Source organism: Kitasatospora sp. NPDC127111 (assembly GCF_042677465.1).
Taxonomy (GTDB): domain Bacteria; phylum Actinomycetota; class Actinomycetes; order Streptomycetales; family Streptomycetaceae; genus Kitasatospora.
Genome location: NZ_JBHXTG010000074.1, coordinates 1 through 25,647, shown reverse-complemented (window position 1 = coordinate 25,647; position 25,647 = coordinate 1). Strand labels below are relative to the sequence as shown.

The following is a 25,647-nucleotide window of genomic DNA, read 5'->3' as shown; positions in this document are numbered from 1 at the left end:
CGAAAGCGCCCCCCTCCCGGAGGACAGACGCATGCTGCACTACTCGCTCCACCAGCTGCGCGAGGCCGATCTGCTGCGCGAGGCGGACCGGCGGCGGGCCGTCCGGGCCGTGGTCGACCGCCGGTCGCACCGCGCCGAGGCCGCGGAGCGCGTTCGCCGACTCGTCCCCGCCCGGCTGCGGCGGCGGGCCGCCCGCGCCTGAACCCGCCCCGTGCCGCGGGCCCGGTCCACACCGCCGGACCGGGCCCGCGCCCTGCTCGTCAGAGGCTCCTCGGCGGAGTCCCCGGTGGCACGTCGGCCGGCCAGGACCGGCGTGCAGAGTCGCGAGAGCCTGCCGTTCGCGCGAGGACGGGCAGGCGGCCGCGTCGTGCTGCCGGTCGATCGGGCGGTGCTCGGTCCGTGTCGGATCCGGCCCTCCATGCGGGGCGGAGCTGCACCGGGGCCTGCTGTTCGACCTCGCGACCACCGGCGACCGCGACCGCACCGACCGCGCCCTGGGCCGCTTCTGCGAACTCCTCCGCCAGTGACACCGGTGGTCGGCGCGGGCGGCCGTTGTGCGTCCGAGCGTCCGCACGGCCGGGGTGCGGCCGGTGTGCCGGAACGTCTGGCGGGCCGTCAGCTGTCGATGTACTGTCACATTTCATGACCATAGCCCGCCCCGCCACACTGGCCGTCACCCTCGCCGGCGCCCTGGCCGCGCTGCTGCTCCCGACCGCCGTCCCGGCTCAGGCGCAGTCCGCCTGTTCCGCCACGTCCGCCCCGGCCGGGGCCGCGATCGGCATGTCCACCGACGGGGGAGCGGACCCCGAGCAGGCCCGGCTGCGGGACACCCGGACCGCCGCCTTCACCGAACGGGCCGGCCTCGGTGACTTCGTCCGCCGCTTCCCGGCCGCGCTGTGCGCCACCCGCAGCGCCGCGGAGGCCGAGCGGCTGGTCGACGCCTGGGGCGAGGCGCTCTGGTGGGCGGCGGTCGACCGGGCCCAGGGCCGGCGCGGCGGCGGCGACCTGCCCGCCCAGGACGACCGCCCGCTGTACTGGACCCGGCTGGCCATGACCGTCCAACTCGCCAAGTGGCAGCCCGACTTCACCGTGGACGCCAGCCGGTTGCGGCAGCGGTTCGAGGACGCCTCGCGCGGGCTGCGGGACAACGGCTTCAGCGGCGCCGCGGGCGTGCGCCGGGTGTTCGTCAGCGGCTTCGACCCGTTCGGCCTGGACACCGAACTGCGCCGGGCCAACCCCTCCGGCTCGGCCGTCCTCCAGCTGAACGGCCGGCGGATCACCCTGGCCGACGGCACCCGGGCCGAGATCCGGGCCGTCGTGCTGCCGGTGCGCTACGGCGACTTCGACCGCGGCATCGTCGAGCGCGCCTTCGGCCCGCGCCTCGCGCCCGGCTCGCGCGCCGCCGACCAGATCACCACGATCAGCCAGGGCTACCCCGGACTGTTCACCCTGGAGGCGTGGGCGGGCCGCGCCCGCTCCGCGGACCCCTACCCGGACAACGTCGACGCCCTCGCCGGCGGCACCCGCGACCACCCGGTCACCGCCCCGGGCCTGGGCCCCGGCGCGGAGTTCATCGCCACCACGCTGCCCGCCGACGGGATGACCGCCGTGCAGCAGCCGTACCCGGTCCGACTGAACACCGCCGTCACCGAGATCCCGGCCGGTGGCGGCGAGCCGGTCGACCGCGAGGACGGCCCGACCCCCGGCTCGCGCGCCGTGGCGGGGGGCGGCGGCGGGTACCTCTCCAACGAAGTCGCCTACCGCTCCAACCGGTTGCGGCTCGAACTCGCCCCGGCGGTGCCGGGCGGCCACCTGCACACCCCCGTGCTGACCGGCCTGCCCGCACAGCCCGAGCAGCTCACCGGCCCCGACCTGGAACGGAACGAGGCCGCGATCACCGGCGAGGTGCTGGACATCCTGCGCCACGCGACCCCCTGAGTCGCCCCGCCGGTACCCGGGGCGCCTCGGCGAAGCGCACTCCGGCCACGGGGTCGGTCCCGGAACCGACGAGGCGCTCTCGCGCGCGGCGCCCGCGCCACCGCACATCGCCTGCCGGTGCAGCCCCCTCGGCGCGTCGTCGACGGGGTGGCTGCGCCTTCCCCGAGGCGTCATGGCGAACGCGCCGAGGAGCTCGGCGGCACCTTCACCGCGACCAACGCCGCCGTCGGCGCCGTCGTCCGCGCCGTCCTGCCGCGCGGCCGGGCCGGCTGATCCACCGCCCGGCCGTCCCGGCCGTATCCGGCCGCCCCCGGTCGGGCCCCGGTCCGCCCGCGGCGCGCAGCCGGCGTGCGGGGGGTCAGCCGGCCGGCGGTCCGGGCCGGCCCGGCACCCAGAGCGGTACGAGGCCGCCGGGCCTCATGCACCGGGCGGCCTCCTCCTCCAGCCACCGGTCCGCCCGGCCGGCGTCGCCGTCGCTCGCCTCCACCAGCGCGGCGGCGGCGATCCGGGCGCAGGAGAGCAGCAGCGCCAGGGTGTCCTGGCGGTGGTGCCGTTCGCGGACGTACGCGTCGCGGCGTTCGGCGATCCGCCGGTCGTGCGGCTCCCGGCCCTCGGCGGTGTGGGCGCCGAGGGCGGTGATCGCCTGGACGCCGTGCCAGACCAGGGCCAGCGCGGCCGGTTCGGCCGGGTGCGCGGCACCCGTCCGGCACGCCCGGTCACGGGCCTCGGCCGACCGCAGGCCGAGCCACTCCAGCGCGGCCGGAGCGTCCTCCGCGCGGGCGTCGAGGACCAGCTCCGCCGCCCGGTACGCGACGGCCCGCACGACCGTTCCCGCCGGCGCCCGCAGCCCCGGCGCCGCCGGTCCGGCGAACGCCAGCCAGGTGTCCGCGAACGAGGCCGCCCGCAACTGCCACACCCACGCCGGGGCCCCGGCCGCTTCGCCCAGCCACTCGTTCGTGGCCAGACGAACCAGTCCCACCGCGGCGAGCCGGACCGCGTCCGCGTCCAGCCCGGCCCCCAGCAGCCGTCCACTCCTCAACCCGCACCCCCGTCAGCGGCCATCACCTCGTGACGGCACATCCCACCACATCGGGACGGGGACGAACCAGACGGGGGCGCCGATGAGACGCGGGACACACCCGGCCCACCCGGGGCTCACCCGGCGGGGCGGGCCCGGCGGACGGTCAGCATGTCCTGGGTGTGGCCGATGGCGTAGCCGCCGTCCGGCCGGGTGAAGTGGCGCCGGACGTAGGCGGCCAGGTCGGCCCGGTCGGGCAGCGGGTCCACGGTGGCCAGTTCGGCCACGTTGACCATGAACTCGGCGACGTCCAGCGCCTCGTCCAGGCGGTCGGTCCGGTAGTGGAGGTCGAGCGATTCGAGCGCGTACTCGTGGGCGGGCTCGCGCTCGCGCAGGCGGTCGGCCAGCGGCCGCAGGTCGTACCGGACGCCGGTGAAGTGCGCGGCCATCCGCATGCACGGGCTCTCCGGGTTCTGCAGCACCACCAGCAGGGTGCCGCCGGATGCCGTCCAGTCCAGGAGCCGGCGGACCGCGGGCAGCCAGTCCTGCGGCGGCACGTAGTACAGCACGTGCGAGAGGTGGACCAGGTCGGCCGGCTCGGGCGGCTGCGCCCGGTCGATCGGGTCCGGCAGGACCACGGCGTCGGGGCAGGCCAGGCGCAGCTTCTCGCGCATCGCCGCGCTGGGTTCGACGGCCACCGTGCGCTCGAAGTACTGCCCCAGGTACGCGGTGGTGCGGCCCTCGCCGGCACCCACGTCCAGCAGCACCCGGCGGTTCTCCAGCCCGGCGACGACCTCGCCGAGGCGCGCGTGGGTGAGCGGCTTCTCGTCGGTGCCGGCGAGGAACTGCTCGAACGCGCGGCGGTAGTCGGCGCCGGAGACGTCCAGCACCCGGACCGGACCGGATTCCGCGGTCTTCACTTCCATCTGGCACTCCCCGTTCGACGGCGCGCTGTCGCCCGGTCATTGCACCGCGGGCGGGCGCGCCGCGACTGCAGGGACGTTCCTGCCCGCGTGTCGGAACAGCCGACATCCCGTCAAGCCAGCGGCTCCGTCACGCCTCTGATGTTCAGTCGTCATGCGCCGGGCCGGAGTCCGGTTGTCGCACGCCGGGGTCGACGCCGAGCCGGCGGAGGGCGGTCTCGGCGGCGTTGGCGCCGCACATGCCGTGGACACCGGGGCCGGGTGGGGTGGCCGCCGAGCAGAGGTAGTGGCCCGGGACGCCGGTGTCGTACGGGCGGAGGGTGATCCGGGGGCCGAACAGCAGCTGGGGGACGTCCTTGGCCCCGGTCATGATGTCGCCGCCGGTGAAGTTCGGGTTGTCGGCGGCGAACCCGGCCGTGGAACGGACGCAGCGCCCGACGACGCGGTCCCGGAACCCGGGGGCGAACCGTTCGATCTGGGCCGTGATGGCCTCGGTGGCGTCGCCGGAGTAGCCGTGCGGCACGTGGGCGTAGCTCCACACCGGGTGGACGTCACCGACCGAGCGTTGCGGGTCGGCCAGGTATTGCTGGCCGACCAGGACGAACGGCCGCGGGGGCATCCGTCCGGCGGTGATCTCCCGCTCGGCGGCGGCGACTTCGTCGAAGGTGCCGCCGAGGTGCACCGTGCCGGCCCGCCGCGCTGGTTCGGCCGTCCACGGGACGCCGCCGGCCACGGCGAAGTCGACCTTGAAGGCGCCCGGCCCGTGCCGGAACCGGCGGTAGGCGCGGGCGACGCGGGGCGGCAGCCGGTCGCCGAGGAGGTCGGCCGCGGCACTCGGCGCGAGATCGAGCATGGTGAGGTCGGCGGGCGGCAGCTGCGCCGCCGACCGGATCCGCCGGCCGGTCTCGATCGTGCCGCCGAGGTCGACGAGCAGGGCGGCCAGGGCCCGGCTGATCGAGCCGGATCCGCCGGCGGCCACCGCCCATCCGTGCCGGTGGCCGGCGGCCAGGATGCCGAGACCGACGGCCGAACTGAGCGGTCGGTCCAGGGGCCGGAAGGCGTGGGCGGCCACACCGCCGAACAGCGCCCGGGCCTGCTCGCCGGCGAACGCGCGCGCCAGGGTGGCGGCCGGCAGCAGGGCCGGGGCGCCGAAGCGGGCGAGGCGCAGCGGGTGGCGGGGGAGGCGCGGCAGCGGGCGCATGATGTCCTCGGCGAGTTCGTCGTACGTCGCGGCGGGGGCCGCGAACAGGCGGCTCCAGCGGGCTCCGTCCGTGCCGAGCCCGGCCGCGGTCTTCGCGACGGAGCGGTGCAGGACGCCCGCGGTGCCGTCGTCGAGCGGGTGGACGCAGTCGATCTCGGGGAGGCGCCACTCGAGTCCGTAGCGGTGCAGGCCGAGTCCGCGCAGGAACGGCGAGCCGACGGTGATCAGGTGGACGGCGGAACAGTGGTCGTGCAGGAGTCCGGGGAGGATCGCCTCGCCGCTGCGGGCGCCGCCGCCGATCTCGTCGGCGGCCTCCAGGACGGTGACGCGGACGCCGGACCGGGCGAGCCGGACGGCGGCGGCCAGTCCGTTCGGGCCGGATCCGACCACGACGGCGGTGGGCCGGTCGGCGCGCGCCGACCGGCCGCGTCCACCGCTGCCGGCTCCGTTCGTGCCCGGTCCGCCGCTGCCGGCTCCACCGCTGCCGGGTCCGCCCGTGCCGCGTCCACCCGTGCCGGGTCCGCCGTCCATGGCACCAGTCTCCCGTGCGGGGTCGGCGGGAGCGCGGTGACCGCGCCGCGCGGGCGGTGTCCGGGGCGGGCCGGGGGTAACCGGCTGCCGCCCGCCTGCACCACTCGCAGCCGTGCTCGCGGAGGAGCGCGGGTGTCCGGCCGGCGCGAGCAGGGCGCCGCCGCGTCAGGCGAGGGCGGCCGCCTTGCGCAGCAGCACCGACCGCTCGCGGGTGTTGCGGCACAGCCGGGCGGCCAGCTGCAGCTCGGCCCGCGCCTCGGCGGTGCGGCCGAGCCGGGTGAGCAGCTCGCCGCGCACGCCCGGCAGCAGGTGGGAGCCCGACAGGCGGCCGGAGGCGGCCAGGCCGTCGACGATGTCCAGCGCCTCCTGCGGTCCGGTGGCCATGGCGACGGCGACGGCCCGGTTGAGCTCGACGACGGGGGAGGGCGCGACCCGGCCGAGCGCCTCGTAGAGGAGCACGATCCGGTCCCAGTCGGTCGCCGGGACGGACGGGGCCTCGGCGTGGCAGGCGGCGATCGCCGCCTGGAGGCCGTACGGCCCGAGGCCGCGCCCGGCGGCCGTCGCCCGGCCGAGCGCGGCCAGGCCGCGTCGGACCGCGGCGCGGTCCCAGAGCCGGCGGTCCTGGTCCTCCAGCAGGACCGCCTCGCCGTCGGGCCCGGTGCGCGCGGGGAACCGCGCGGCGGTGAGCTCGAACAGTGCGAGCAGCCCGGACACCTCCGGCTCGTCGGGCAGCAGCGCGGCCAGCGTCCGGGCCAGTCGGATCGCCTCGTAGGCGAGGTCCGGCCGCAGCAGCCGGTCGCCGGTGGTCGCCGTCGAGCCCTCCGTGAAGATCACGTACAGCACGCTCAGGACGCCGCCGAGACGCTCGCGCCGCTCCCGCGCCGGCGGCACCTCGAAGGGCACCCCGGCGGCGGCGATCGTCCGCTTCGCCCGGGTGATCCGCGCCTGGACGGTCGGCACGGGTACGAGGAACGCGCGGGCGATCTCCTCGCTGGTGAGGCCGGCGACCACGCGCAGGGTCAGCGCCGTGCGGGCCTCGGGGGAGAGCACGGGGTGGCAGGCCACGAACATCAGCGCGAGGACGTCGTCCTCGATCCGGTCCGGGTCCCAGGGCGGGTCGTCCGAGCGGTCCGGAGCGGGCTCGGCACCGGAGCTGGCCTCGCCCTCGGCGAGCCGGCCCGCCAGCGCGGCGTACCGGTCGTCGAGGGCGGAGCGGCGGCGGAACCGGTCGATGGCGCGCCGCCGCGCGGTGGCGAGCAGCCAGCCCACCGGGCTGGCCGGTTCGCCGTCGCGCGCCCAGGCGACGAGTGCCTGCTCCAGGGCCTCCTGGGCGACGTCCTCGGCGAGGTCGAAGTCGCCGGTGTAGCGGGTGAGCGCGCCGACGATCCGCGCGGACTCGATCCGCCAGAGGGCCTCGACGGCCCGCCGGGCCGACGCGGCGCCCGGCCGGTCGTCGGTCGGGGGGCCGTCGCCCGGCGGGGCGCCGGTCGGCGGGCCGTCGGTCGGCGGGCCGTCGGGTGGCGCGGGCGTCAGACCTGGCCGGTCCGCTCGCGCCATGCCCGCTCCTTGATGATCCACTCGTTGTCCTGCGGGAACTCGTCGATGCCCGGCACCCGCCGGATCTCGATCTTCGTGCCGGGGAAGGGCGGCATGCGCTTGGCCCAGGCGACCGCCTCCTCCTTCGAGGCCACGTCGAGGATGTAGAAGCCGCCGAACAGCTCCTTGGTCTCGCCGTACGGGCCGTCGGTGACCACCGGGGTCTCCCCGCCGAGGTCGACCACCACGCCCTTCGAAGGGTCGTCCAGACCCTCGGCCGCGACGAGCACGCCCGCCCGGATCAGCTCCTCGTTGTAGCGCCCCATCGTTTCGAGCATCTCCTCGAAGGGCGTCTCCGTCATCTTCGCGACCGACTCGTCGCTGCCCCGCATGATCAACATGTACTTGGCCATGGCTGGTCTCCTCACGTCCGGGGGTCCGCTGTCCGACCCTCTCTATCCCAGGTCGAACGGGGCGGCCGCGGATCGACACGGCGGAGAGCCGGAACTCCTTCTTCCCGCCGTCCCGCCGCCCCGCCGCCGGGTCCGCGTCCGCCGCCCCGCCCCCGTCCGAGCTACACCGTGGCCCGCCCGTCCGCCGTCGCCCGGCGGACCGGCGGTGCCGCCTCGCCCCGGCCGTCCGCGTCGAGCGCGCGGAGGATCTCCTCGACGCTCTGCTTCGCGTCGCCGAAGAGCATCCCGCTGTTCTCCCGGAAGAACAGCGGGTTCTGGACCCCCGCGTAGCCGGAGGCCATCGACCGCTTGAAGACGATCACCTGCTCCGCCTCCCACACCCGCAGCACCGGCATGCCGGCGATCGGGCTGGACGGGTCGTCGGTGGCGGCCGGGTTGACGGTGTCGTTGGCGCCGATAACGAGGACGACGGAGGTCTCCGCGAAGTCGTCGTTGATCTCGTCCATCTCCAGCACGATGTCGTACGGCACCTTCGCCTCGGCGAGCAGCACGTTCATGTGACCGGGCAGCCGACCGGCGACGGGGTGGACGCCGAAGCGGACCTCGACACCGCGCTCGCGCAGCCGGCGGGTGAGCTCCGCGACCGGGTGCTGCGCCTGCGCCACCGCCATCCCGTAACCGGGGGTGATGACGACCGACCGGGCCTGCGCGAGCTGCCGGGCCGCCTCCTCGGCGCGGATCTCGCGGTGCTCACCCTGCTCCTCGCCCCCGCTCGCGGAGGCCTCGATGCCGAAGCCGCCGGCGATGACGGAGAGGAACGAGCGGTTCATCGCCTTGCACATGATGTACGACAGGTAGGCGCCGGAGGAGCCGACCAGGGCGCCGGTGACGATGAGCAGGTTGTTGTCGAGCAGGAACCCGGCGGCCGCCGCCGCCCAGCCGGAGTAGCTGTTGAGCATGGAGACGACGACGGGCATGTCGCCGCCGCCGATCGAGGCGACCAGGTGCCAGCCCAGCGCCAGCGCGAGCACGGTCACCGCGATCATCAGGCCGAGGCCCGGGCTGACGGTGAACCAGACCGTCAGCCCCGCGAACGCGCCGAGCGCGCCGAGGTTGAGCGCGTTCTTGCCGGGCAGCACCAGCGGACGGGAGGCGATCCGGGCGGACAGCTTGAGGAAGGCGACGACGGAGCCGGTGAAGGTGACCGCTCCGATGAAAATGCCGATGAAGACCTCGGCGTGGTGGATGCCCAGCAGGTCGGCCGGGACGGCGGTCTGGGCCGAGCCGTGCGACTCCACCTCCAGGTAGCTGTTCCAGCCCACCAGCACCGCGGCGAGGCCGACGAAGCTGTGCAGGACGGCGATCAGTTCCGGCATCTGCGTCATCTCGACCTGCCGCGCCCGCAACAGGCCGATCGCGCCGCCCAGCGCCATCGCGAGGACGATCAGGGCGACCGCGCCGGCGGTGATGCTCTGCGCCGCCACCACGACGGTGGCGACCAGGGCGAGGGCCATGCCGGCGATGCCGTAGCCGACGCCGGCGCGGGAGGTGCGGTGCTGGGACAGCCCGGCCAGACTGAGGATGAACAACAGCGCGGCGACCAGGTCCGCGGCGTGGGCGGCCGTCGTGGAAGTCATCGGGCTCAGCGCCTTTCCGGGGACGTCGAGAACATGTTCAGCATGCGGCGGGTGACGGCGAAGCCGCCGAAGATGTTCACGCTGGTCAGCAGGACCGCCACGAAGGACAGCACGGTGACGAGCACGCCCTGGTGCCCGATCTGCAGCAGCGCGCCGACCACCACGATCCCGGAGATCGCGTTGGTCACCGACATCAGCGGGGTGTGCAGGGCGTGGTGGACCTTCCCGATGACGTAGTAGCCGATCACCACCGCTAGCGCGAACACCGTGAAGTTCTCGGCGAGTTGGGCCGGGGCGAAGGCGACCAGCAGGAACGTCGCCAGCATGCCGAGGCCGATCAGGCCGAACCGGGCCGCCGGGGTGAGCCGGGGCCGCTTCGGCTCCGGCACCGCCGGCGCGGCCGCGGGCGGCGCGGCGGGGGCGGCCGAGACGGCCACCGGCGGTGGGGGCCAGGTGACCTCGCCGGCCCGGACCACGGTCACCGCGCGCTGGACGACGTCGTCGAAGTCGACCACCAACTGCCCGTCCTTGCCCGGCGTCAGCAGCGTGAGCAGGTTGACCAGGTTGGTGCCGAACAGCTGGGACGCCTGGGCGGGCAGCCGGGACGCGAGATCGGTGTAGCCGATGATGGTCACGCCGTTGCCGGTGACCACCGTGCGGCCCGCGACCGTGCCCTCGACGTTGCCGCCCTGGGCGGCGGCCATGTCGACGATGACGCTCCCGGGCTTCATCGCCGCCACGTCCGCGGCGGTGAGCAGGCGCGGCGCGGGCCGCCCGGGGATCAGCGCGGTGGTGATGACGATGTCCACGTCCGCGGCCTGCTCGTGGTAGAGCGCGGCCGCGGCGCGGTCGTAGTCGGCCGACGTCGCCTTGGCGTAGCCGTCGGTGCTCGCCTCCTGGACGACGTTCACCGCCAGGTACTCGCCGCCCAACGACTTGACCTGGTCGGCGACCTCGGGCCGCGGGTCGGTCGCGCGGACGATCGCCCCCAGGCTGGAGGCGGCCCCGATCGCGGCGAGCCCGGCCACCCCGGCCCCCGCCACCAGGACCTTCGCCGGCGGGACCTTGCCCGCGGCCGTGACCTGGCCGGTGAAGAAACGCCCGAACACGTGGGCCGCCTCGATCACGGCCCGGTACCCGGCGATGTTCGCCATCGAGCTGAGCACGTCCATCGACTGCGCCCGCGAGATCCGCGGCACCGCGTCCAGCGCGAGCGCGGTGATCGGGCGCGACGACAGCGCCTCCAGCAGTTCGGGCCGCTGCGCCGGGGCGAGCAGGCCGACCAGCGTCGCGCCGTCACGCAACCGGGCGATCTCCGCGGTCGACGGCGCGTTGACCTTCAGGACGATGTCGGCCGACCAGGCGTCCCCGATGTGCGCGCCGGCCTCGGTGTAGGCCGCGTCGGTGAAGCCGGCGGCCTCACCGGCCCCGGAGTCGACCACGACCTCGTAGCCGAGCCCGAGCAGCCCGCGGACCGTCGACGGCGTCGCGGCGACCCGGGTCTCCCCGGCGGCTGACTCGGCGACCACACCGACGCGCCGCGGGGGGTGGTGGGTGGAGTCCTGTGCAGACATCACTCGTGCCTCTCTCGTCGGAGGAGCCGTTGACGGCGGGATCCGCATCCGAGGGGGGTCCTCCCCCTTGGACGCAGGAACCTACCCGTCCAGGCCCCGCGAGGGCACAGGGCGCAGCAGTGACATGCTTCACCCGTTCGCGCTCCACCCGGCGGTCCGGACCGGTCCACGGGCGGGATCGGCCGGGTCGCGCAGCCGCGTCCGCGTCGCCCGGGCGGGCTACACCGGGGTGGTGCGAACGTGCTGGTGGCCGAGGACGTGCGGCTTCTCGGCCGGGTCCGGCCCGGAGCGGATCACGCTGCCGGTGTCGGCGAATCCGAGCCGCCGGGAGCCGGCCCGGGCGCGCGGGCGGCCCTCGTGGACCCCCGGCATCAGCCGTGCGGCGTCGGTGTCGTCCCGGGCGAAGCCGATCGCCGCGTCCATCAGCGCGCCGGCCGGCCCGCCCGGGCCGTGGTGTGCGCGGGGGAGCCGTGGACGCCGTGCACGCAGACGTGGTCGGGGGTACGACCCGTCCCGCGTTCCCTCGTGCGGCGTACTTGCGGTGGTGGCCCTCCTTCGTGGTCGATCAGGGTGTCACCCGCCCCGTCAGCGCGCCCGCGCCCGCCGGGGCCGGAACCATAAGTGCGAGGCCCCGTCCGGTCCCGGGGGCTGAGCCCGGGTCAGGAGGTGTGGTCGGGCCAGGGGACGTCGGTGGCGACCGCGGCGGTGTAGTCGACGCCCGGCACGGAGAACCCGTACAGGCGCTGGACCTCGGCGTGGAACCAGTCGAGGTCGGCGAGCCGGGCGATGGTGGCGGTGTCGGCGGTCTCCCAGCGCTCGGCGACGGCCGCCTGGACGTCGTCGGTGAGTTCCCAGGTGTCCAGGCGGATCCGGCCCTCGTCGTCCAGGGCGAGCGGGGCGGCGCCGGTGAGCTGGTCCCACAGGGCGGCGAGCTGGCGGATCGGCGGGACGACGCCCTCGCCGAGGACACCGCGCAGCAGGCCGGTGTACAGGGCGATGCCGGGGATGGCGGTGGAGGACTGGGTGACGGCGGCGCCGTTGACGGAGGTCACGGCGCGCCCGCCCACCGTCTTGCCGAGCCGCTCGTTCAGGGTGCGGGCGGTGGCCTCCAGGTGGGCCTTGGCCGCGCCGATGGTGCCCTGCCGGTAGATCGCGGCCGTCAGCGGCGAACCGATGTACGACAGCGCGGCGGTGGTGAAGCCGTCGGCCAGCAGGCCCCGGCCGGCGAGGTGGTCGATCCAGCGTTCCCAGTCCGCGCCGCCCATCACGGCCACGGTCTGCTCGACGTCGTCCCCCTCGGCCGGCCCGGTCTCGACCTCACGGACCTCGGGAACGCCCTGGTCGTCGAAGACGAGGGTCTTGGTGCGGTTGGCCCGGCCGATCGGCCTGAGGACGGAGGCGTAGGTGGCGCCGGTGTCGGGATCGGTGCGCCGCGGTGCGGCCACCGAGTAGATCAGGTGGTCCAGCCCGCCGCCGAAACGCCGCTCGATGAGGTCGGCGACCCGGTTCTTCATCGCGTCGGAGAACGCGTCGCCGTTGAGGAACACCAGGTCCCGCCCGGCCTCGCGGGCGAGGTCGGCGGTGGCCGCCGTGCGGTACCAGCCGGCGGTGGCGGTGCGCCGCTCGGTGGGGGCCTTCTCGAAGCACACCGCGATGCCCCGGATGCCGGCGCGCTTGAGTCCGGCGAGGGTCGCGGCGAGGCCGTACCCGGCCGAGGAGCCGATGACCAGCGCCACCGGCCCGTCGCCGGACGGGACGTCCGCGGGGGCGGGGCAGGCCTGCCACATGTCGGCGACCGACTGCCGGCAGCCCGCCGGGTGGGAGTCGAGGAAGAGGAAGCCCCGGTTGCGGGGGGTGAGAACGCGCTCGTTCACGACGGCAGTCCTTGGTCGGCTGGGCGGGGGTGGTGGCTGCCGGCTGGGACGCCACCGCATCCCCGCCAGTCTGCGACGGCGGCGCTGCGGGCGGGGGCCGCGTCAGGGAACAATGATCATGAGTCGGTTTTGGAGTGTTGCCACACGTCCGGCCCGGCGGGAAGCGGCCCTGATCACGGCAGACGGTCGACGAAGATCATCTGGCGCCCTATGCTGGCGCGATGTCCGACAGCACACCACCGACCCTGCTCTTCGTCATCGGCCCGGCCGCGGTCGGGAAGATGACCGTGGGCGGCGCCATAGCCGAGCGCACGGGTTTCAAGCTCTTCCACAACCACCTGACCATCGAGCCGCTGCTGCGCCTGTTCCCGTACGAGTCGCCGCAGTTCCAGCGGCTCAACCACGCCTTCCGCGAGCAGATCTTCGCCGAGGCCGCCGCCAGCGGCCTGCCGGGCCTGGTGTTCACCCTCGTCTGGGACTTCGACGACCCCGAGGACGCCGCACTGGTCGAACGCTACGCGGCCCCGTTCCGCGAGCGCGGCTCGCGGGTGCTGTTCCTGGAGCTGTCCGCCGACCAGGACGTCCGGCTGGTGCGCAACGGCGGCGAGTCCCGCCTGGCGGAGAAGCCCTCCAAGCGGGACCTGGAGTGGTCCGACGCCAACCTGATCGGCATGGACGCCGAGTACCGCCTCAACTCGGTCGACGACTTCGCCGCCGTGCCCGAGTCGCACCTGCTGATCGACAACACGCACCTGGGGCCCCACGAGGTCGCCGCACGGGCCGTGGAGTACTTCGGGCTCTGACCGCAGGCCGGTGGTGACGCGAGCGGGCCCCGGGCCGGTACCGAAGCGGGACCGGCCCGGGGCCCGTCGGGCCGGGGCCCGCCGTGGCCGGGGGGGTGCGGGGGCGGTGGGGAGCGGGGGGGGGTGCTCGGTGAGGCGGTAGCGGCGGACGATCGTCTCGAAGGCCTGCCCGTCGACCGGCTTGCCCTCCAGGAAGTCGTCGATGTCGTCGTAGGTGACCCCGAGCGCGTCCTCGTCGGCCTTGCCCGGGTCGAGGGTCTCCAGGTCGGCCGTCGGGGTCTTCCACACCAGCTCGGCCGGGGCGCCCAGGGCGTCCGCGACGGCGCGGACCCGGCGCTTGGTCAGGCCGGTCAGCGGGACGAGGTCGGCGGCGCCGTCGCCGAACTTGGTGAAGAAGCCGGAGACCGCCTCGGCGGCGTGGTCCGTGCCGACGACCAGGCCGTCGTACGCGCCGGCCACCGCGTACTGGGCGATCATGCGCTGGCGGGCCTTGATGTTGCCGCCCACGAAGTCCTGGTGGTGGGCGTCGCGGAAGGTCACGCCGGCGGCCAGCGCGGCCTGGAGCGCGGCGTCGCTCGCGGGCTTGACGTCCACGGTCAGCACGTGGTCGGCGCGGATGAAGGAGAGCGCGAGCTGGGCGTCGTGCTCGTCGGCCTGGACCCCGTAGGGCAGCCGCATCGCGTAGAAGCGCGCCTCGTGGCCGGCGGCCCGGGCCCGCTCGACGGCGAGCTGGCACAGCCGGCCGGCCGTGGTGGAGTCGACGCCGCCGCTGATGCCGAGCACGAGCGAGCGCAGCCCGGTGGAGATCAGCCGGTCGGCGAGGAAGGCCACCCGGCGCTCGACCTCCTGCTCCGGGTCGAAGGTCTCGGCGACCTGGAGTTCCCGGGCGATCTCCTGCTGCAGGGCGATGGGTGCCGCCTCGCTCACGTCTGCTCCTCGTTCCCGGTCCACGGTGTGCTGTCCCGCCCACCCTATCCAGCGCCGTCCGCCGAACGGCGGGCGGGTGGCGGGCCGGGGCGCGCCCGGCCCCACGTCCACGACCCCGCGCCCACCAGCAGGGCCGCCCCGGCGCGTGCACCGGGAGCCGGCGTGTGGTCGTCGACGCCGGCAGTCGCCGACGGCCTGCCGGCTCTGGGTCCGCTGGGCGCGCACCAGTGCGTCACCGGCCCGGTCGGCCGGCTTCCCCGGAGCGGCCCGCGTCGATGGGCTCTCGTACTGGCAGCAGACGCCCGGGCAGCGGACGGGTCGGCCGGGAGTCGTCGTCCGCCGCCCGGGCGTGGGCGGTTGATGTGGCGTCAGAGCGTCCAGACCTGGTCCGCGTACTGGGGGACGCAGTCGTACTGGGTCAGCTTCGAACCCGGGGAGGTGTCGCCCGACCAGGCCACCATGCACTTGTTGGAGTAGGTGTTGCGGATCTGGTAGCCGGTGTCGACCTTCTCCAGCTTCCACACCTGGTCCGGGTACTGCGGGTCGCAGTCGGCCTGGACGACCGGGCCGCCGTTGTCCGGGGTCCGCCAGGAGACCAGCATGCACTTGTTGGAGTAGGTGTTGCGGATCTGGTAGCCGCCGTTCGCGGTCTTCTGGAAGTCCCAGACCTGATCGACGTACTGCTTGTCGCAGCCGATCTGGACGACCGGCGCGCCCCACTCCGGGGTTCGCCAGGACACGTAGGCGCACAGCCCGCTCAAGCTGTTGACCACCGAGGCGGTGTGCAGGCGGGTGTCGAACAGCCAGCTCGCCAGGTCGTCGACCCGGCTCTCCTCCGCACCGGTTCGAGTCTCCGTCGAGCCGAAGCAACCACCCTGCCAGGAACGGCTGTTGACAGCAGCCAGCTCCACCTTTCCGCCGACGGCGCGCAGCGCCGGGCCACCGGCGTCGCCCTTGCAGATCGCGTCCTTGCCGGCCGTCTTCCCGCTGACCGAGACCGTGGTGGCGGCCGCCGACTGCACGGTGAAGGACGCCGTGTGCAGCGCGGTCGGCACCCACTCGCTCTTGGTGCGGCCGTAACCGGTAACGGTCAGGGTCTCGCCGGCGGCCGGCGCGGCGCCCAGACCGACGGTCGGAATGCCCTGGGCGGGTTTGGCCAGCTTGGCCAGCACCAGGTCGCGGTCGGCTCGGGGCACCAGCTCGGAGACCTCGGTGACGAACCCGGCCGTGGTGTTCAGGTCGGTGCGGCCGACCGTGGCGACCGTCTTCAGTTTGGGGGCGCCGGCCGCCAGGGCCAGCGGCTGGGCCGGGTCGTCGGCGAAGCAGCTGCTCGCGGTCAGCACCCAGTACGGGTCCACCAGCGCGCCGGTGCACGAGCGCTGACCGTCACCGATGTCGAGCTTGGTGGTGAACGTGTAGTCGCCGTTCGGAACGGTGTCACCGGCGACCGCACCCGCGGGGGCGGACGAGAAGAGGGCGAGCGCGCCGGCGGCCGCGGCGGCCGCCGTGACGCATGCCCGCCAGGCGCGCGGCGAGGTCTTGCGAAGCACGTGTGGATTCCTGTCAGTCGTGGATCGGACGCCGGGCGCTGGTCGCCGGGCGTCGGGATGGAGTGGCGGGATGGGGCGGCGGGGCTCAGCCGGTGATGCGCAGGTCGACGAGGGTGCTCGGAGCCTGGCCGGTACCTTCGCCCACGCCCTGGAAGCCGTCCTTGGGTACATCGAGGGTCTGGGCGGCGCCGCCGACTGTGAGGCCGACGCGTACAGCGCGGCCGCTGGTCTGGACGGCGAACACGTCGGGCAGCTCGAGGGTGAGTGTCCCGACGGTACCGGCGGCGGTGAAGCACACCTTGTTGTCGGGATTTCCGGGTGCACGGGTCCAGATCTGGATCTCGCTGGGCTGGGCGCAGTCGGTCAGCAGGACGTGCCCGTCGCCGCGCAGCAGTTTGACCTTGGTGATTCCGCCGGCGCCGGGGTAACCGAAGTCCTCGACCGCCGACGGCGGCGCCGAGGCGTCGGCCGGCGGCGGGGCCGGGGTGGTGTCGGCGGCGGCGAGAGAGGAGGCGCCGATCACGGCCGGCACGGCCACGGCGGCTGCGGCGAGCCAGCGGCGGGCGCGGGAAGGGCCGGCCTTCCCGGACCGGGGGAGGAAGCTGTGAAGCACCTGGGGCTCCATGGGGTCGGTGGGTGGCGGGGACCGGTCAGCCGGTGACGCGCAACTCGAGGAGCGTGGTCGGCTTTCCGTTGCCGGTGCCACTGCCGATCCCGACGCTCACCGCAGCACCCTTGGCGATGTCGATGTTCTGCGTGACGCCTTCGCTGGTGAGCTTGGCGTTGACCGCGTAGTCGTCCGTACGGATGCGGATGACGTTGGGGACCTCGACCGCGAGGTAGCCGGTGCCGGCCGTGGCGCGGAAGCAGATCTGGTTGCCGCTGCTGTTGGGGAGGTCGAAGCTCAGCACGCTGATCTGGTCGTCGACGGCACAGTCGGAGAGGATGATGTGGCCGTCACCGCGTAGCAGCTTGACGTTGCTGAAGGGCGAGGGACCGGGGTAGTTGAAGTCCTCGACGGCAGGCGGCGCAGTGGAGTTGTCGGAGGGGGCGGTCTCCGCCGACGCGAGTGCCGAGGCGCCCAGCGTGGCTGCGAGGGCGATGGCGCCGGCCGCCAGCCAGCGGGACACGTTGTTTCCCACGGTGATTCCTTTCGTTCATCCGAGCCGTCCCGGCAGGTGCATTCCGGCGATTGACGAAGGCGGCTCGAAAAGTCCGACCGGCAGCACATTGACGAGAGGTCAATTGCTCGATCGGCCACCACCCGGGGAAGGCCGTCGCTCGCCTGCATCCAGGGGGCGAAGTCTGGGGTATCGAACCAGATTCTCTGACGCCGTGCCACCTGCCTTACAGCCCGTGAACACCTGGTGCAGTCGGACGTTTCGTCTCCGGAGGGTTTTTGGGGGGAGCCCGGCACATATGTCGGTATATGTTCATCCACATTCGGCGGCGGTGCCGGACTGGTCTGATTCACCATCAGTGATGGCGCGGTAGAAGTTTGCTGTCGATGCATCAGGTGCGGATAGGCTCCCGATCGGCCGTGGTTCCCGGTCGAAGTCGAGAGCGGAGGTTTTCTGGTGCACGATTCGACAGCCCGATTGCGCCGTGGGAGGAGGGGGAGGCCACCGCTGCTCGGGAGGGTCTCCCTTCGGCTGCTGCCGCTCGCGCTCCTGACCGGTCTGGTGGGCAGCGGCCTCCCCGCCGCCGCGGCCGGCGAACCTGTCGGTGGTCAGGTCCAGCTGAGCGACCGGGAGCGTGCCGTTCAGGCCTGGCTCTCCGGTGGCCCGCGCGTCCACACGCTTGCCGAGGCGGCGCTGGCCGGCTCCGACCAGGACGTGCGGCGGTTCCTTCAGGACGAGTTCGCCGGAGCACAGCACGCCGACGAGCTGCTCGCGGCCTCCCAGATCTTCAGCGTCGGCGGGCCGAAGGTCCGCGAGGAGGCCAACAGGGCGATCGAGAGCAGCGCCGCCGACCTGCACACGTTTCTGCAGAGCGGCTGGCAGCAAGCGCTTGAGACGGATCAGCGCCTGTGGACCGTCCGGATCATCGACGGTGCCGGCCGCGGCGTTCGGGCCGCCGGCGACGCCGCACTGCGCGGCTCGATCACCGATGTCCAGAAGTTCCTGACCGAAGGTCAGTACAGCGCCCGGGACGCAGACGACCGGGTAAGGCTCGTCCAGATCCTCAGTGCCGGCGGGCCCAACGTCCAGGCGGCGGCGCGCAACGCGCTCAACGGCTCGATCGAGGACGTCCGCGAGTTCCTCGCCGTCGGCCAGTACGTCGCCCAGAACCGGGATCAGGAGCGCGCGAGCATAGCGCAGCTGGCCCAGCAGGCGAAGGACGCCGGCGCCCAGGCGGCCCGCGAGACCCAGGCCGCGGCCGAGGCCTCGAACACCGCCGTGGCCAACGCCCAGCGGGCCAAGGACGACGCCGCCCGGGCCGCCGACGAGACCCGGGCCGCGGGCAACGACACCGCCAAGGCCACCGCCGCGGCCAACAGCGCCGCGTCCGCTGCCGAACGCGCCGGAGCGGCTGCTCAGACAGCCATCACCGCCGCCCGCGCGGCCAACAACTCGGCGCGTACCGCCGCCTACGCCGCTTCGCAGGCTGCGGCGGCGGCCTCCGCTGCCTCCCGGGCCGCCGCCCGGGCCCGCGCCGCGGCGTCCGCCGCCGCGGGTGACGCGACCAAGGCCGCTGCCGCGCGCGAGGCGGCCGAGGCAGCCGATGCGGCGGCCAAGATCGCCGCGGACTCGAAGGCCGCGCTGGAGCAGGCGGACAAGGCTGCCGCCGGCAGCAAGGACGCGGCAGGCGCCGCGTTGAGCGCCAAGGCCAACGCCGACGCGGCCGCAGGCTCTGCCGAGCAGGCGGGCGCCTATGCGGACAGCGCCGGTGCGCAGTCCGCGAAGGCCAGGCGAGCCGCAGAGGCGACCCGGCGCCAGGCGGCGGAGGCCGGCCGCGCCGCCCAGGCCTCGCAGGGTCTGGCCGGGGAGGCGGCGCAGGCCGCTGCCGCCGCCAAGGATCTGCTGTCGTCCGCTGCGACCCATGCCGCGGCCGCGGCCCAGGCTGCTCGCGACGCGGCCGACCACGCCGGCGCCAGCGCCAACGCGGCTCAGGAGTCGACTGACCACGCAGCGGCTGCCGCGGGCTTTGCCAAGGACGCCCAGGACGCGGTCGACAAGGCCAACGGCATCCAGGACCTGGCACGCCGGACCGAGGCCGAGGATCTGACGAGCCGCACCGCCGTTGCCGTCGAGGCGGCTCGCAAGACCAAGGCCGCCGACGCCGAGAAGCAGGCCGAGATCGACCAGGCGCGCCAGGACGTCCAGAAGGCCAGGACCGAGGCCGACCGGCTGGCCCGGCTCGTCGACCAGCCCGGTACCGCCCCGGAGCAGGTCGTCACCGACGGCCGCAAGCTCGCCCTGATCTCCCGGAAGATCTCCGGCGCCTGGGGAACAGCCGCAGCCGAGGCCGCATTGTCCGGCACCGACGCGGTCGTCCTGTCCTACGTCAGGACCGAGCGCCGCAAGGCCGCCGATCGCGACGAACGCGAGCGCACGCAGCAGATCTACCTCGACTCCGAGAACGCGGCGGTCCGAACTGCTGCCTACGAGGCCCTGCAAGGCGACCCGGCCCGGATCAGCGCGTTCGTGGCCACAGGCCAGTACCAGGCCGCCGCCCCGGACAACCGCCTCGCGATCGCCCGGATCACGGACAAGGCCGGCCCTGCTGTGAAGGCCGCCGGCGATGCCGCCCTTCGGGTGAACACCCCTGAGGCCCTGCGGGACTTCCTCGACCAGGGCGTGATCGACGCTCAGGCCGCCGACGACCGTGTCACGGCCACCCAGCTCGAGGACAGCCCGGCCACCGAGCCCGAACTGAGGGCTGCCGCCCGGATCGCCCTCGAAGGCCCCGCCCGGCAGCTGCGCGCCTTCGTGGCCGAAGGCCAGTACGGAGCCCAGCGGAAGGACCGGCTGACCGCCGTCCACATCGCCGACGTCAAGGGCCTCATCGCCGAGGCTACCGCAGCCTCCGCCACCGCCCAGCAGAACGCCGCCGAGGCGCAGCGGGTGGCCGCCGTCGCCCGCGACGCCGCCGCCGAGGCCAACGGCTACGCCAACACCGCCCAGCAGGCGGCGAACACCGCCGCGGACTTCGTGACCAAGGCCCGGGCCGCCGCCGACACGGCTCAGTCCGAGGCGACGAAGGCCGCCCAGGCCGCCCAGAAGGCGACCGCCGCCCAGGCCTCCGCCAAACACGATGCGGCCTCCGCCACGTACTCCGCGCAGCGGGCCGAACGGTCGGCCGCCAAGGCGCGCCGCTCTGCGGCTGAGGCCAATGACTCCGCGAACGCCGCCCGGGCTTCCGCCGAGGCGGCCGGGAAGGACGCCGTAGCCGCGGAGCAGGCCCGGATCGACGCCTTCGCCAGCTACCAGACCCAGCGGGAGGCCGAGGACAAGGCCCGGCTGGCGAAGCTCGAGGAGGAGCGCAAGGCGGCCGAGGAACTCCGCAAGCAGCAGGACGCGGCGCAGAAGGCCAAGGACGAGAAGGCCGCCAAGGACAAGCAGGACGCGATCGCCGCGATCGAGGAGGAGATCAAGAAGCAGAAGGAGGACAGCGACAACGTCAACCTCCTCTACCACCTCTTCTCCGAGACCATCCACCTGACCCTCGACGTCATCGGAGGCGCCGGGGGTGTCATCGCCCCCGGTCTCGCCGACATCGCCGACCTCGTCAACTGCGCGTACTACGCCGTCGAGGGCAGGGCGGCGGAGGCGGCCGTCTCGTGCATCGCGGCGATTCCCCTCGTGGGCGACGGCGCGGCCGTGGCCAAGCTCGTCCAGTGGGCCAAGAAGTTCGGGTCCTGGGGCGAGAAGGCCGCCGAGTTCGTCAAGAAGCTGGTCACCCGGGTCCCGCCGTCCTGCCCCCTGCCGAACAGCTTCCCGGCCGGCACCCGCGTCCTGATGGGCGACGGCACCAGCCGCCCGATCGAGACCGTCAAGGTGGGGGACAGCGTCCTCGCCACCGACCCCACGAGCGGAGTGACGGGCCCGCGCCGCGTCTCGGCCACCATCTACACACCCGACGACCGTGACTTCACGGACATCACCCTGGACGCCGGGCGATCGCTCACCAGCACTGACCACCACCCGTTCTGGTCGGAGAACCGGAGGACGTGGCTCGACGCCGCCGACCTGGAGTCCGGCGACGACCTGAGGGACCCGGCCGGCCAATCGCACCGGATCGACGGCGTCCGGCACTGGAACACGCTCCAGCCCGCCTACAACCTCACCGTCGACGAGCTCCACACGTACTACGTGCTGGCAGGCGACACCCCGGTGCTGGTGCACAACGCGCCCTACTGCCCGGAACGTCTCGCCCTCGGCCTCACCGAGACCCTGGAGAACGGTGACCTCCTGTGGGACTTCGCCAAGTCCCGCAACGCGAAGTCGCATCTCTCGTTCCCCGCGAACGTGAACTGGAAGGACGTCATCCGCGAGGCCGTCAAGCCGGAGAACAAGTCCGACATCTTCTTCAACCTCGACCACATCGGGAGGGAAAAGGCGAGGGAATGGGCCGAGTCGGCCAAGGACGTCGTCGACCCGAAGGGCAATTACACTTCCTGGGAGCTGGCACTGATCAAGAATGCGCCGCCCGAGGTGCAGAAACGAGTGAAATGGTACGAGAACGGGGTGGAGGTGAAGAGCCCCTTCGAATGAGCAACGACACGACATTCCTGGCCGGCCTGGGCAACCTCCCGCTGCGGATCGAGCGCGCGTTCCGGCCCTGGTCCTATTCGGTGTCGCACCGCCGGCTGGTGCTGCGTACCTGGGACGACGGAGCGGACGGAGCCCTGGAGGTCGAATTCCTGAACGTCGCGGCGATGAAGGTCCGGCGCAGCTTCGATGAACTGCGTATTGTTCGAGCCGGCGAAGCCCCCGAGATCGAGGAGTTCGCCGACATCCCCGAGCGAAACCGCGAGATTTACCACACCCTGCTCCTGTCCGATGCCACCCACGAGGGCTTCGTGGTCTGCGGCGGCATGCGCGTCCTGCGCATCTGACCCCCGCTCACCGGAGGCCCGTGGACCCGAGGCGCCCCGCCGGACCTCTCCGACGGGGCGCCTCGGCGCGAACGTCACGCGCCCGGTCCTGCCAACGTCATGGTGTTGCCCGGGTGGCAGCCACTCTGCCGGGCGCGGTGCCCGGCACGCCGGGGATCGGCGCCCACGCCCCGTCCCCGCGCCGCTGCCGGGCGGTGGCCGGGCGCGACCGGCTCGGCGCCGGGTGAGCCGAGGCCGGTGACGGCCGCCCCGGGCCGTGGCACCCGCCACGGTCCCGGGGCGGGGCCGGTCAGTGGAGCGCGCCGCGGACCGCCTCGGGGTCGGTGGGCGCGAGCGGGCCGGCGCCGGTGCCGCCGGCGGCCGCGCCGGTGGCGGCCTTGCCGGTGGGGGCCGGCGGCGGGGTCACGTAGACGGGGTCGGGATCGGCCTCGGGGGCGCAGGTCTTGGCGATGCGGCCGCCGCCGGCGGGGAGGCTGCCGTCGCGGAGGTAGGCGGTGAAGGTGTCGTCCAGGCAGGCGTTGCCGTGGAAGAGGATCTCGTGGAAGCTGCCGCCGTTCTGCACGACCAGCTTCGAGCCGGGCAGCGCGTCGTGCATGGCGAGCCCGCCCTCGTACGGGGTGGCGGCGTCCTCGGTGGCCTGGAACAGCAGGACGGGCGGCAGCCCCTTCCCGGTGATCTTCGTGCGGCCCGCCGGGTTGCCCTGGTAGGGCCAGAACATGCAGGCGGCGTTGTACCACATGTTGTTGTACGTGTAGAAGGGCGCGACCGCGTTGACCTTGGCCTGGTCCTTCTTCCAGAACTCCCAGTCGCGCGGCCACGCGTTCTCGGTGCACTGCGCCGCGTTGTAGGCCGGGAAGGCGCCGTCGTCACCGCCCGGCGCCGCGTACCGGTTGTACGCGATGGCGAGCGGGCGGGTGTCGTGCTGGGTGACGTAGGCGGAGAGGACGGTGGCCATCCGGGGCCAGCGCAGGAAGTTGTAGCCGCCGCCGTAGAAGGTGTCCTCGAACTCGGCCGGGCCGATCTTGCCCGGAGCCGGCGCGGCGTCCACCGGTTCGGTCCGCAGCGCGGCCTCGACCAGGTCGTACGCCTTCTTGACGGACCCGGCGTCGGTGCCCAGGTGGTAGACGGAGTCGGCCTTGGCCGCCCAGGCCGCGAAGGCGTCGAAGCGGCGCTGGTGCTCCTTGTCCTGCAGGATGTTGTGGTCGTACCAGCTGATGGTCGGTCCGACGATGCTGTCCAGCACCATCCGCCGCACGTGCGAGGGGAAGAGCTGGCCGTACGTGGAGCCCAGTGAGGTGCCCCAGGACCCGCCGTAGAAGCTGATCTGCCGGACGCCGAGCGCCCGCCGGATGCTGTCCATGTCGCGCGCGCTGTCGGCGGTGGTCATGTGCGGCAGGAGCCACGACCAGTCGGCCGCGCAGTTCGCGGCGTACCCGGCCGCCTTCGCCAGCCAGGCCTTCGAACTGCCCTGGCTCACCTGGTAGTCGGGGCGCTCGCCGTCGAAGTAGTGGGCGTCGCAGACGACGTGGGGCTCGCTCGCGTTGGTGCCGCGGATGTCGAAGCCGATCCAGTCGTAGGTCGAGGCGACGTCCTGCGGGAGCTTCCCGGAGACGAAGGCGGGCATCCAGAGCCCGGAGGACCCGGGCCCGCCGGGGTTGAGCAGGATCGGGCCCTGCTGCTTCTCCTTGGGCGCGGTGGCGGGCAGGCGGTTCACCTTGATCTTGATCTTGCGGCCGCGCGGGTCGGCGTAGTCCACCGGCACCTCGAGCATCGCGCACTGCAGCGCGGGGGTGTCGGCGTCGTTGCAGGAGCTCCAGACGAGCTTCCCCTGGCCGACGTCCTCGGGGGCGGGTGCGTCGGAGGCGGCACTGGCGGACGTACCGCCGAAGGCGGCGACGGCCGCGGCCGCCGAGAGCAGGGCTACGACTTTTCTCATGGGGAGCATGATGTGATATGTGCAATGTCACATCCAGTCAGCTGGCGGGACGTTACCAAGCTGTGATCGGGTCGGAGTCGGCGGACCGGCGCGCCGTATCCGGCCGAACTCCCCGCCGCCTGCTGTGATCCCGCGGGTTTGATGCTCCGTCCGGCCTCGGGGTGCGACGTGTGCATCCGACGGCCGGCTGCCGCCGGTGGCGCGATCGGGCGTTCGGATGCTCTCAACTGGCCGTTTCCGCTGGGTGTTTAGTGCGCGGCGGTGCGTGGGTACAGGTGCGGTCGCCTGTCCGGGGACGGGCCCCGGGGGGTGCCGAGAGGGGGAGGGCTTGCGTATGCCTGATTGTCGGGTACATGGCGGACGGATGCGGTGGTTGCGCCGGATCCGCGCCGGGGGAGCGGTGCTCGTGGCCGCGCTCATGATGGCGGTGGGGGCTGTTCCGCAGGGCGCACAGGCGGTGCCGGTGCGGGGCAACACCGGCTGGTCGATCCTGATGTGCAAGGTCTCGGACAACGCGTCCGAGCCGCACAGCGCGACCTGGCTGAAGAACTTCTTCACCGACTCCGGGGCCGGCACCGGAGGCATGGACGACTACTTCAAGAGCATCTCCGGCGGCGCGGTGCGGATCCGCAACTCCAACGCCGCGGGCTGGTTCACGATGCCCTACACCCTCGCCCAGGAACAGGCCCGGGACCGGTGGACCAGGTACAACGACTGCGTCAACGCGGCGAGCGCCGGCGGGTACACCGTGCCGGCCGGGCACCGCACGGTCGTCGTGACGAACGTGAGCATCGACTGGTGGGGCGCGGGCGGCGCGATCTACCTGGACGGCACGGGCCTCGGCTCGGTGTCCGTCGCCCACGAGATGCTGCACGGGTACGGGCTCGGGCACTCCTTCTCCAACGACACCGGCTACCGCAACGCCCCGTGGTCCCAGCCGGGTGAGTACGACGACCCGTGGGACGAGATGAGCGCGGCCAACGTCTACGCCTCGGGCACCGGCAGCTCCTACGGCAACACGCAGCCGGTGGGCCTGGTCGGCTTCCAGCTCGACAAGCTCGGCTGGGTCGACCACGGCCGGGTGGCGGTCGCCCCGGCCGGCTGGAGCAGTTACACCCTCAGCTCGTTCCAGAGCGACGACGGCTCCCACCCGCTGCTGCTGCGGGTGCCGATCGGCTCGGACCCGTTCCACTACTACACGGTGGAGTTCACCCGGAAGGCCGGCTACTCCGCCGGGATCCCGAACGACGTGGTGCTGATCCACGAGGTCGTCAACGGGACGCCCTACCTGCAGCGCACGCTGGACGGCGGCGCCCGGCTGCCGGTCACCTCGCTGAACGCCAACGGCGACTCGATCACCACGTCGATCAGCGGCGGCACCGCCAGCGTGACGGTCTACTCGGCGACGTCGGTGGCGATCTACGGGCCGAACACCTGCGTCTCGGGGTACGTCTGGCGGGACGGCGACTTCCGCGACTACACCTGCGTGACGCCGGCGACCCGCAGCCAGACGGCCGCCGACAACGCGGCCCGCTACAGCCGCTGGGTGTCCGGGCCGTACGGGCCGCACACCTGCGTCGCCGGCTACGTGTGGCGGGAGGCCTGGCCGGGCGACGACGTCTGCGTCACCGGCGCCGTCCGCTCCCAGGCGGCGGCCGACAACGCGGCGGCGCCCTCACGCGTCCTGCATCCCTGATCCCCTGGGACCGGCCCCCGGCCCCGCGC

The 25,647-nt window shown here is 73.7% G+C and carries 20 protein-coding genes and 1 pseudogene; 7 read left to right on the top strand and 14 right to left on the bottom strand.

Annotated features, from left to right (window positions below; genetic code table 11):
* Nucleotides 1–31: 31 nt before the first annotated feature.
* From ACFVHB_RS32585 to ACFVHB_RS32575, 3 genes are all read left to right on the top strand, one after another.
* Entirely contained in the window at nt 32–202 is a 171-nt protein-coding gene (locus tag ACFVHB_RS32585) for a hypothetical protein (protein ID WP_380329405.1), read from the top strand.
* Between the two features lie 440 nt (nt 203–642).
* Entirely contained in the window at nt 643–1,938 is a 1,296-nt protein-coding gene (locus tag ACFVHB_RS32580; protein ID WP_380329404.1) for a pyroglutamyl peptidase, read from the top strand.
* Nucleotides 1,939–2,085: 147 nt separating this feature from the next.
* On the top strand, nt 2,086–2,211 hold the full coding sequence (locus ACFVHB_RS32575) for a hypothetical protein (RefSeq protein ID WP_380329402.1): 126 nt from the start codon (nt 2,086–2,088) through the stop codon (nt 2,209–2,211).
* A gap of 85 nt (nt 2,212–2,296) precedes the next feature.
* On the opposite strand, the gene ACFVHB_RS32570 is transcribed toward ACFVHB_RS32575, so the two are convergent.
* The 9 genes from ACFVHB_RS32570 to fabV all read right to left on the bottom strand — a co-directional run bounded on the left by ACFVHB_RS32570 (nt 2,297) and on the right by fabV (nt 12,645).
* On the bottom strand, nt 2,297–2,977 hold the full coding sequence (locus ACFVHB_RS32570; RefSeq protein ID WP_380329400.1) for a hypothetical protein: 681 nt from the start codon (nt 2,975–2,977) through the stop codon (nt 2,297–2,299).
* 116 nt (nt 2,978–3,093) lie between these two features.
* A complete protein-coding gene (locus ACFVHB_RS32565) occupies nt 3,094–3,882 on the bottom strand; it encodes a class I SAM-dependent methyltransferase (RefSeq protein WP_380329398.1) in 789 nt (262 codons plus the stop codon).
* Between the two features lie 142 nt (nt 3,883–4,024).
* The gene (locus ACFVHB_RS32560; protein WP_380329396.1) at nt 4,025–5,611 is read right to left on the bottom strand and encodes a phytoene desaturase family protein; all 1,587 of its coding nucleotides are present in this window, start codon (nt 5,609–5,611) and stop codon (nt 4,025–4,027) included.
* 165 nt (nt 5,612–5,776) lie between these two features.
* The gene (locus ACFVHB_RS32555) at nt 5,777–7,168 is read right to left on the bottom strand and encodes an RNA polymerase sigma factor (protein ID WP_380329394.1); all 1,392 of its coding nucleotides are present in this window, start codon (nt 7,166–7,168) and stop codon (nt 5,777–5,779) included.
* The gene (locus tag ACFVHB_RS32550) at nt 7,141–7,560 is read right to left on the bottom strand and encodes a YciI family protein (RefSeq protein WP_380329392.1); all 420 of its coding nucleotides are present in this window, start codon (nt 7,558–7,560) and stop codon (nt 7,141–7,143) included. The genes ACFVHB_RS32555 and ACFVHB_RS32550 overlap by 28 nt, the downstream gene beginning before the upstream one ends.
* A gap of 161 nt (nt 7,561–7,721) precedes the next feature.
* Nucleotides 7,722–9,197, bottom strand: a complete 1,476-nt coding sequence (gene pntB, locus ACFVHB_RS32545; protein ID WP_380329390.1) for a Re/Si-specific NAD(P)(+) transhydrogenase subunit beta — start codon at nt 9,195–9,197, stop codon at nt 7,722–7,724.
* A 5-nt stretch (nt 9,198–9,202) separates the two neighbouring features.
* Complete coding sequence (locus tag ACFVHB_RS32540) at nt 9,203–10,771, bottom strand: Re/Si-specific NAD(P)(+) transhydrogenase subunit alpha (protein ID WP_380329388.1); 1,569 nt, start codon at nt 10,769–10,771, stop codon at nt 9,203–9,205.
* Nucleotides 10,772–10,990: 219 nt separating this feature from the next.
* Nucleotides 10,991–11,194 (bottom strand): hypothetical protein, encoded by a 204-nt coding sequence (locus tag ACFVHB_RS32535; protein ID WP_380329386.1) that lies wholly within the window; start codon nt 11,192–11,194, stop codon nt 10,991–10,993.
* A gap of 236 nt (nt 11,195–11,430) precedes the next feature.
* On the bottom strand, nt 11,431–12,645 hold the full coding sequence (gene fabV / locus ACFVHB_RS32530; RefSeq protein WP_380329384.1) for an enoyl-[acyl-carrier-protein] reductase FabV: 1,215 nt from the start codon (nt 12,643–12,645) through the stop codon (nt 11,431–11,433).
* 221 nt (nt 12,646–12,866) lie between these two features.
* Here fabV and ACFVHB_RS32525 point away from each other — a divergent pair, with 221 nt between their 5' ends.
* Nucleotides 12,867–13,448 (top strand): hypothetical protein, encoded by a 582-nt coding sequence (locus ACFVHB_RS32525; protein ID WP_380329443.1) that lies wholly within the window; start codon nt 12,867–12,869, stop codon nt 13,446–13,448.
* A 99-nt stretch (nt 13,449–13,547) separates the two neighbouring features.
* Here the strand turns inward: ACFVHB_RS32525 and nadE are convergent.
* The 4 genes and pseudogenes from nadE to ACFVHB_RS32505 all read right to left on the bottom strand — a co-directional run.
* Nucleotides 13,548–14,375, bottom strand: a pseudogene (gene nadE, locus ACFVHB_RS32520) (ammonia-dependent NAD(+) synthetase); the annotation flags it as partial.
* Nucleotides 14,376–14,743: 368 nt separating this feature from the next.
* Nucleotides 14,744–15,925, bottom strand: a complete 1,182-nt coding sequence (locus ACFVHB_RS32515) for a trypsin-like serine protease (RefSeq protein ID WP_380329382.1) — start codon at nt 15,923–15,925, stop codon at nt 14,744–14,746.
* Between the two features lie 85 nt (nt 15,926–16,010).
* Complete coding sequence (locus ACFVHB_RS32510; RefSeq protein WP_380329380.1) at nt 16,011–16,538, bottom strand: hypothetical protein; 528 nt, start codon at nt 16,536–16,538, stop codon at nt 16,011–16,013.
* Nucleotides 16,539–16,575: 37 nt separating this feature from the next.
* Nucleotides 16,576–17,067 carry a hypothetical protein gene (locus ACFVHB_RS32505; protein WP_380329378.1) on the bottom strand — a complete coding sequence of 164 codons (492 nt, stop codon included), beginning with the start codon at nt 17,065–17,067 and terminating at the stop codon, nt 16,576–16,578.
* 435 nt (nt 17,068–17,502) lie between these two features.
* On the opposite strand from ACFVHB_RS32505, the gene ACFVHB_RS32500 reads away from it, so the two are divergent.
* The gene (locus tag ACFVHB_RS32500; protein ID WP_380329376.1) at nt 17,503–21,642 is read left to right on the top strand and encodes a polymorphic toxin-type HINT domain-containing protein; all 4,140 of its coding nucleotides are present in this window, start codon (nt 17,503–17,505) and stop codon (nt 21,640–21,642) included.
* Entirely contained in the window at nt 21,639–21,986 is a 348-nt protein-coding gene (locus ACFVHB_RS32495) for a hypothetical protein (RefSeq protein WP_380329374.1), read from the top strand. Before ACFVHB_RS32500 ends, ACFVHB_RS32495 begins: the two co-directional genes overlap by 4 nt.
* A gap of 289 nt (nt 21,987–22,275) precedes the next feature.
* Here ACFVHB_RS32495 and ACFVHB_RS32490 read toward each other — a convergent pair whose 3' ends face one another.
* Nucleotides 22,276–23,922: an alpha/beta hydrolase gene (locus tag ACFVHB_RS32490; protein WP_380329372.1), complete on the bottom strand. Its 1,647-nt coding sequence runs from the start codon at nt 23,920–23,922 to the stop codon at nt 22,276–22,278.
* Between the two features lie 406 nt (nt 23,923–24,328).
* Here ACFVHB_RS32490 and ACFVHB_RS32485 point away from each other — a divergent pair, with 406 nt between their 5' ends.
* Nucleotides 24,329–25,618, top strand: coding sequence for a hypothetical protein (locus tag ACFVHB_RS32485; protein WP_380329370.1), 1,290 nt, complete (start codon nt 24,329–24,331; stop codon nt 25,616–25,618).
* The last annotated feature ends 29 nt before the right edge of the window (nt 25,619–25,647 follow it).

What these genes read in the sequence shown, in the direction of transcription:
- pntB (WP_380329390.1), bottom strand. Translation starts at nt 9,197, where the DNA reads ATGACTTCCACGACGGCCGCCCACGCCGCGGACCTGGTCGCCGCGCTG.
- ACFVHB_RS32555 (WP_380329394.1), bottom strand. Translation starts at nt 7,168, where the DNA reads ATGGCGCGAGCGGACCGGCCAGGTCTGACGCCCGCGCCACCCGACGGC.
- ACFVHB_RS32560 (WP_380329396.1), bottom strand. Translation starts at nt 5,611, where the DNA reads ATGGACGGCGGACCCGGCACGGGTGGACGCGGCACGGGCGGACCCGGC.
- ACFVHB_RS32535 (WP_380329386.1), bottom strand. Translation starts at nt 11,194, where the DNA reads ATGGACGCGGCGATCGGCTTCGCCCGGGACGACACCGACGCCGCACGG.
- ACFVHB_RS32580 (WP_380329404.1), top strand. Translation starts at nt 643, where the DNA reads ATGACCATAGCCCGCCCCGCCACACTGGCCGTCACCCTCGCCGGCGCC.
- ACFVHB_RS32565 (WP_380329398.1), bottom strand. Translation starts at nt 3,882, where the DNA reads ATGGAAGTGAAGACCGCGGAATCCGGTCCGGTCCGGGTGCTGGACGTC.
- ACFVHB_RS32495 (WP_380329374.1), top strand. Translation starts at nt 21,639, where the DNA reads ATGAGCAACGACACGACATTCCTGGCCGGCCTGGGCAACCTCCCGCTG.
- ACFVHB_RS32490 (WP_380329372.1), bottom strand. Translation starts at nt 23,922, where the DNA reads ATGAGAAAAGTCGTAGCCCTGCTCTCGGCGGCCGCGGCCGTCGCCGCC.
- ACFVHB_RS32540 (WP_380329388.1), bottom strand. Translation starts at nt 10,771, where the DNA reads ATGTCTGCACAGGACTCCACCCACCACCCCCCGCGGCGCGTCGGTGTG.
- ACFVHB_RS32585 (WP_380329405.1), top strand. Translation starts at nt 32, where the DNA reads ATGCTGCACTACTCGCTCCACCAGCTGCGCGAGGCCGATCTGCTGCGC.
- ACFVHB_RS32525 (WP_380329443.1), top strand. Translation starts at nt 12,867, where the DNA reads ATGTCCGACAGCACACCACCGACCCTGCTCTTCGTCATCGGCCCGGCC.
- ACFVHB_RS32550 (WP_380329392.1), bottom strand. Translation starts at nt 7,560, where the DNA reads ATGGCCAAGTACATGTTGATCATGCGGGGCAGCGACGAGTCGGTCGCG.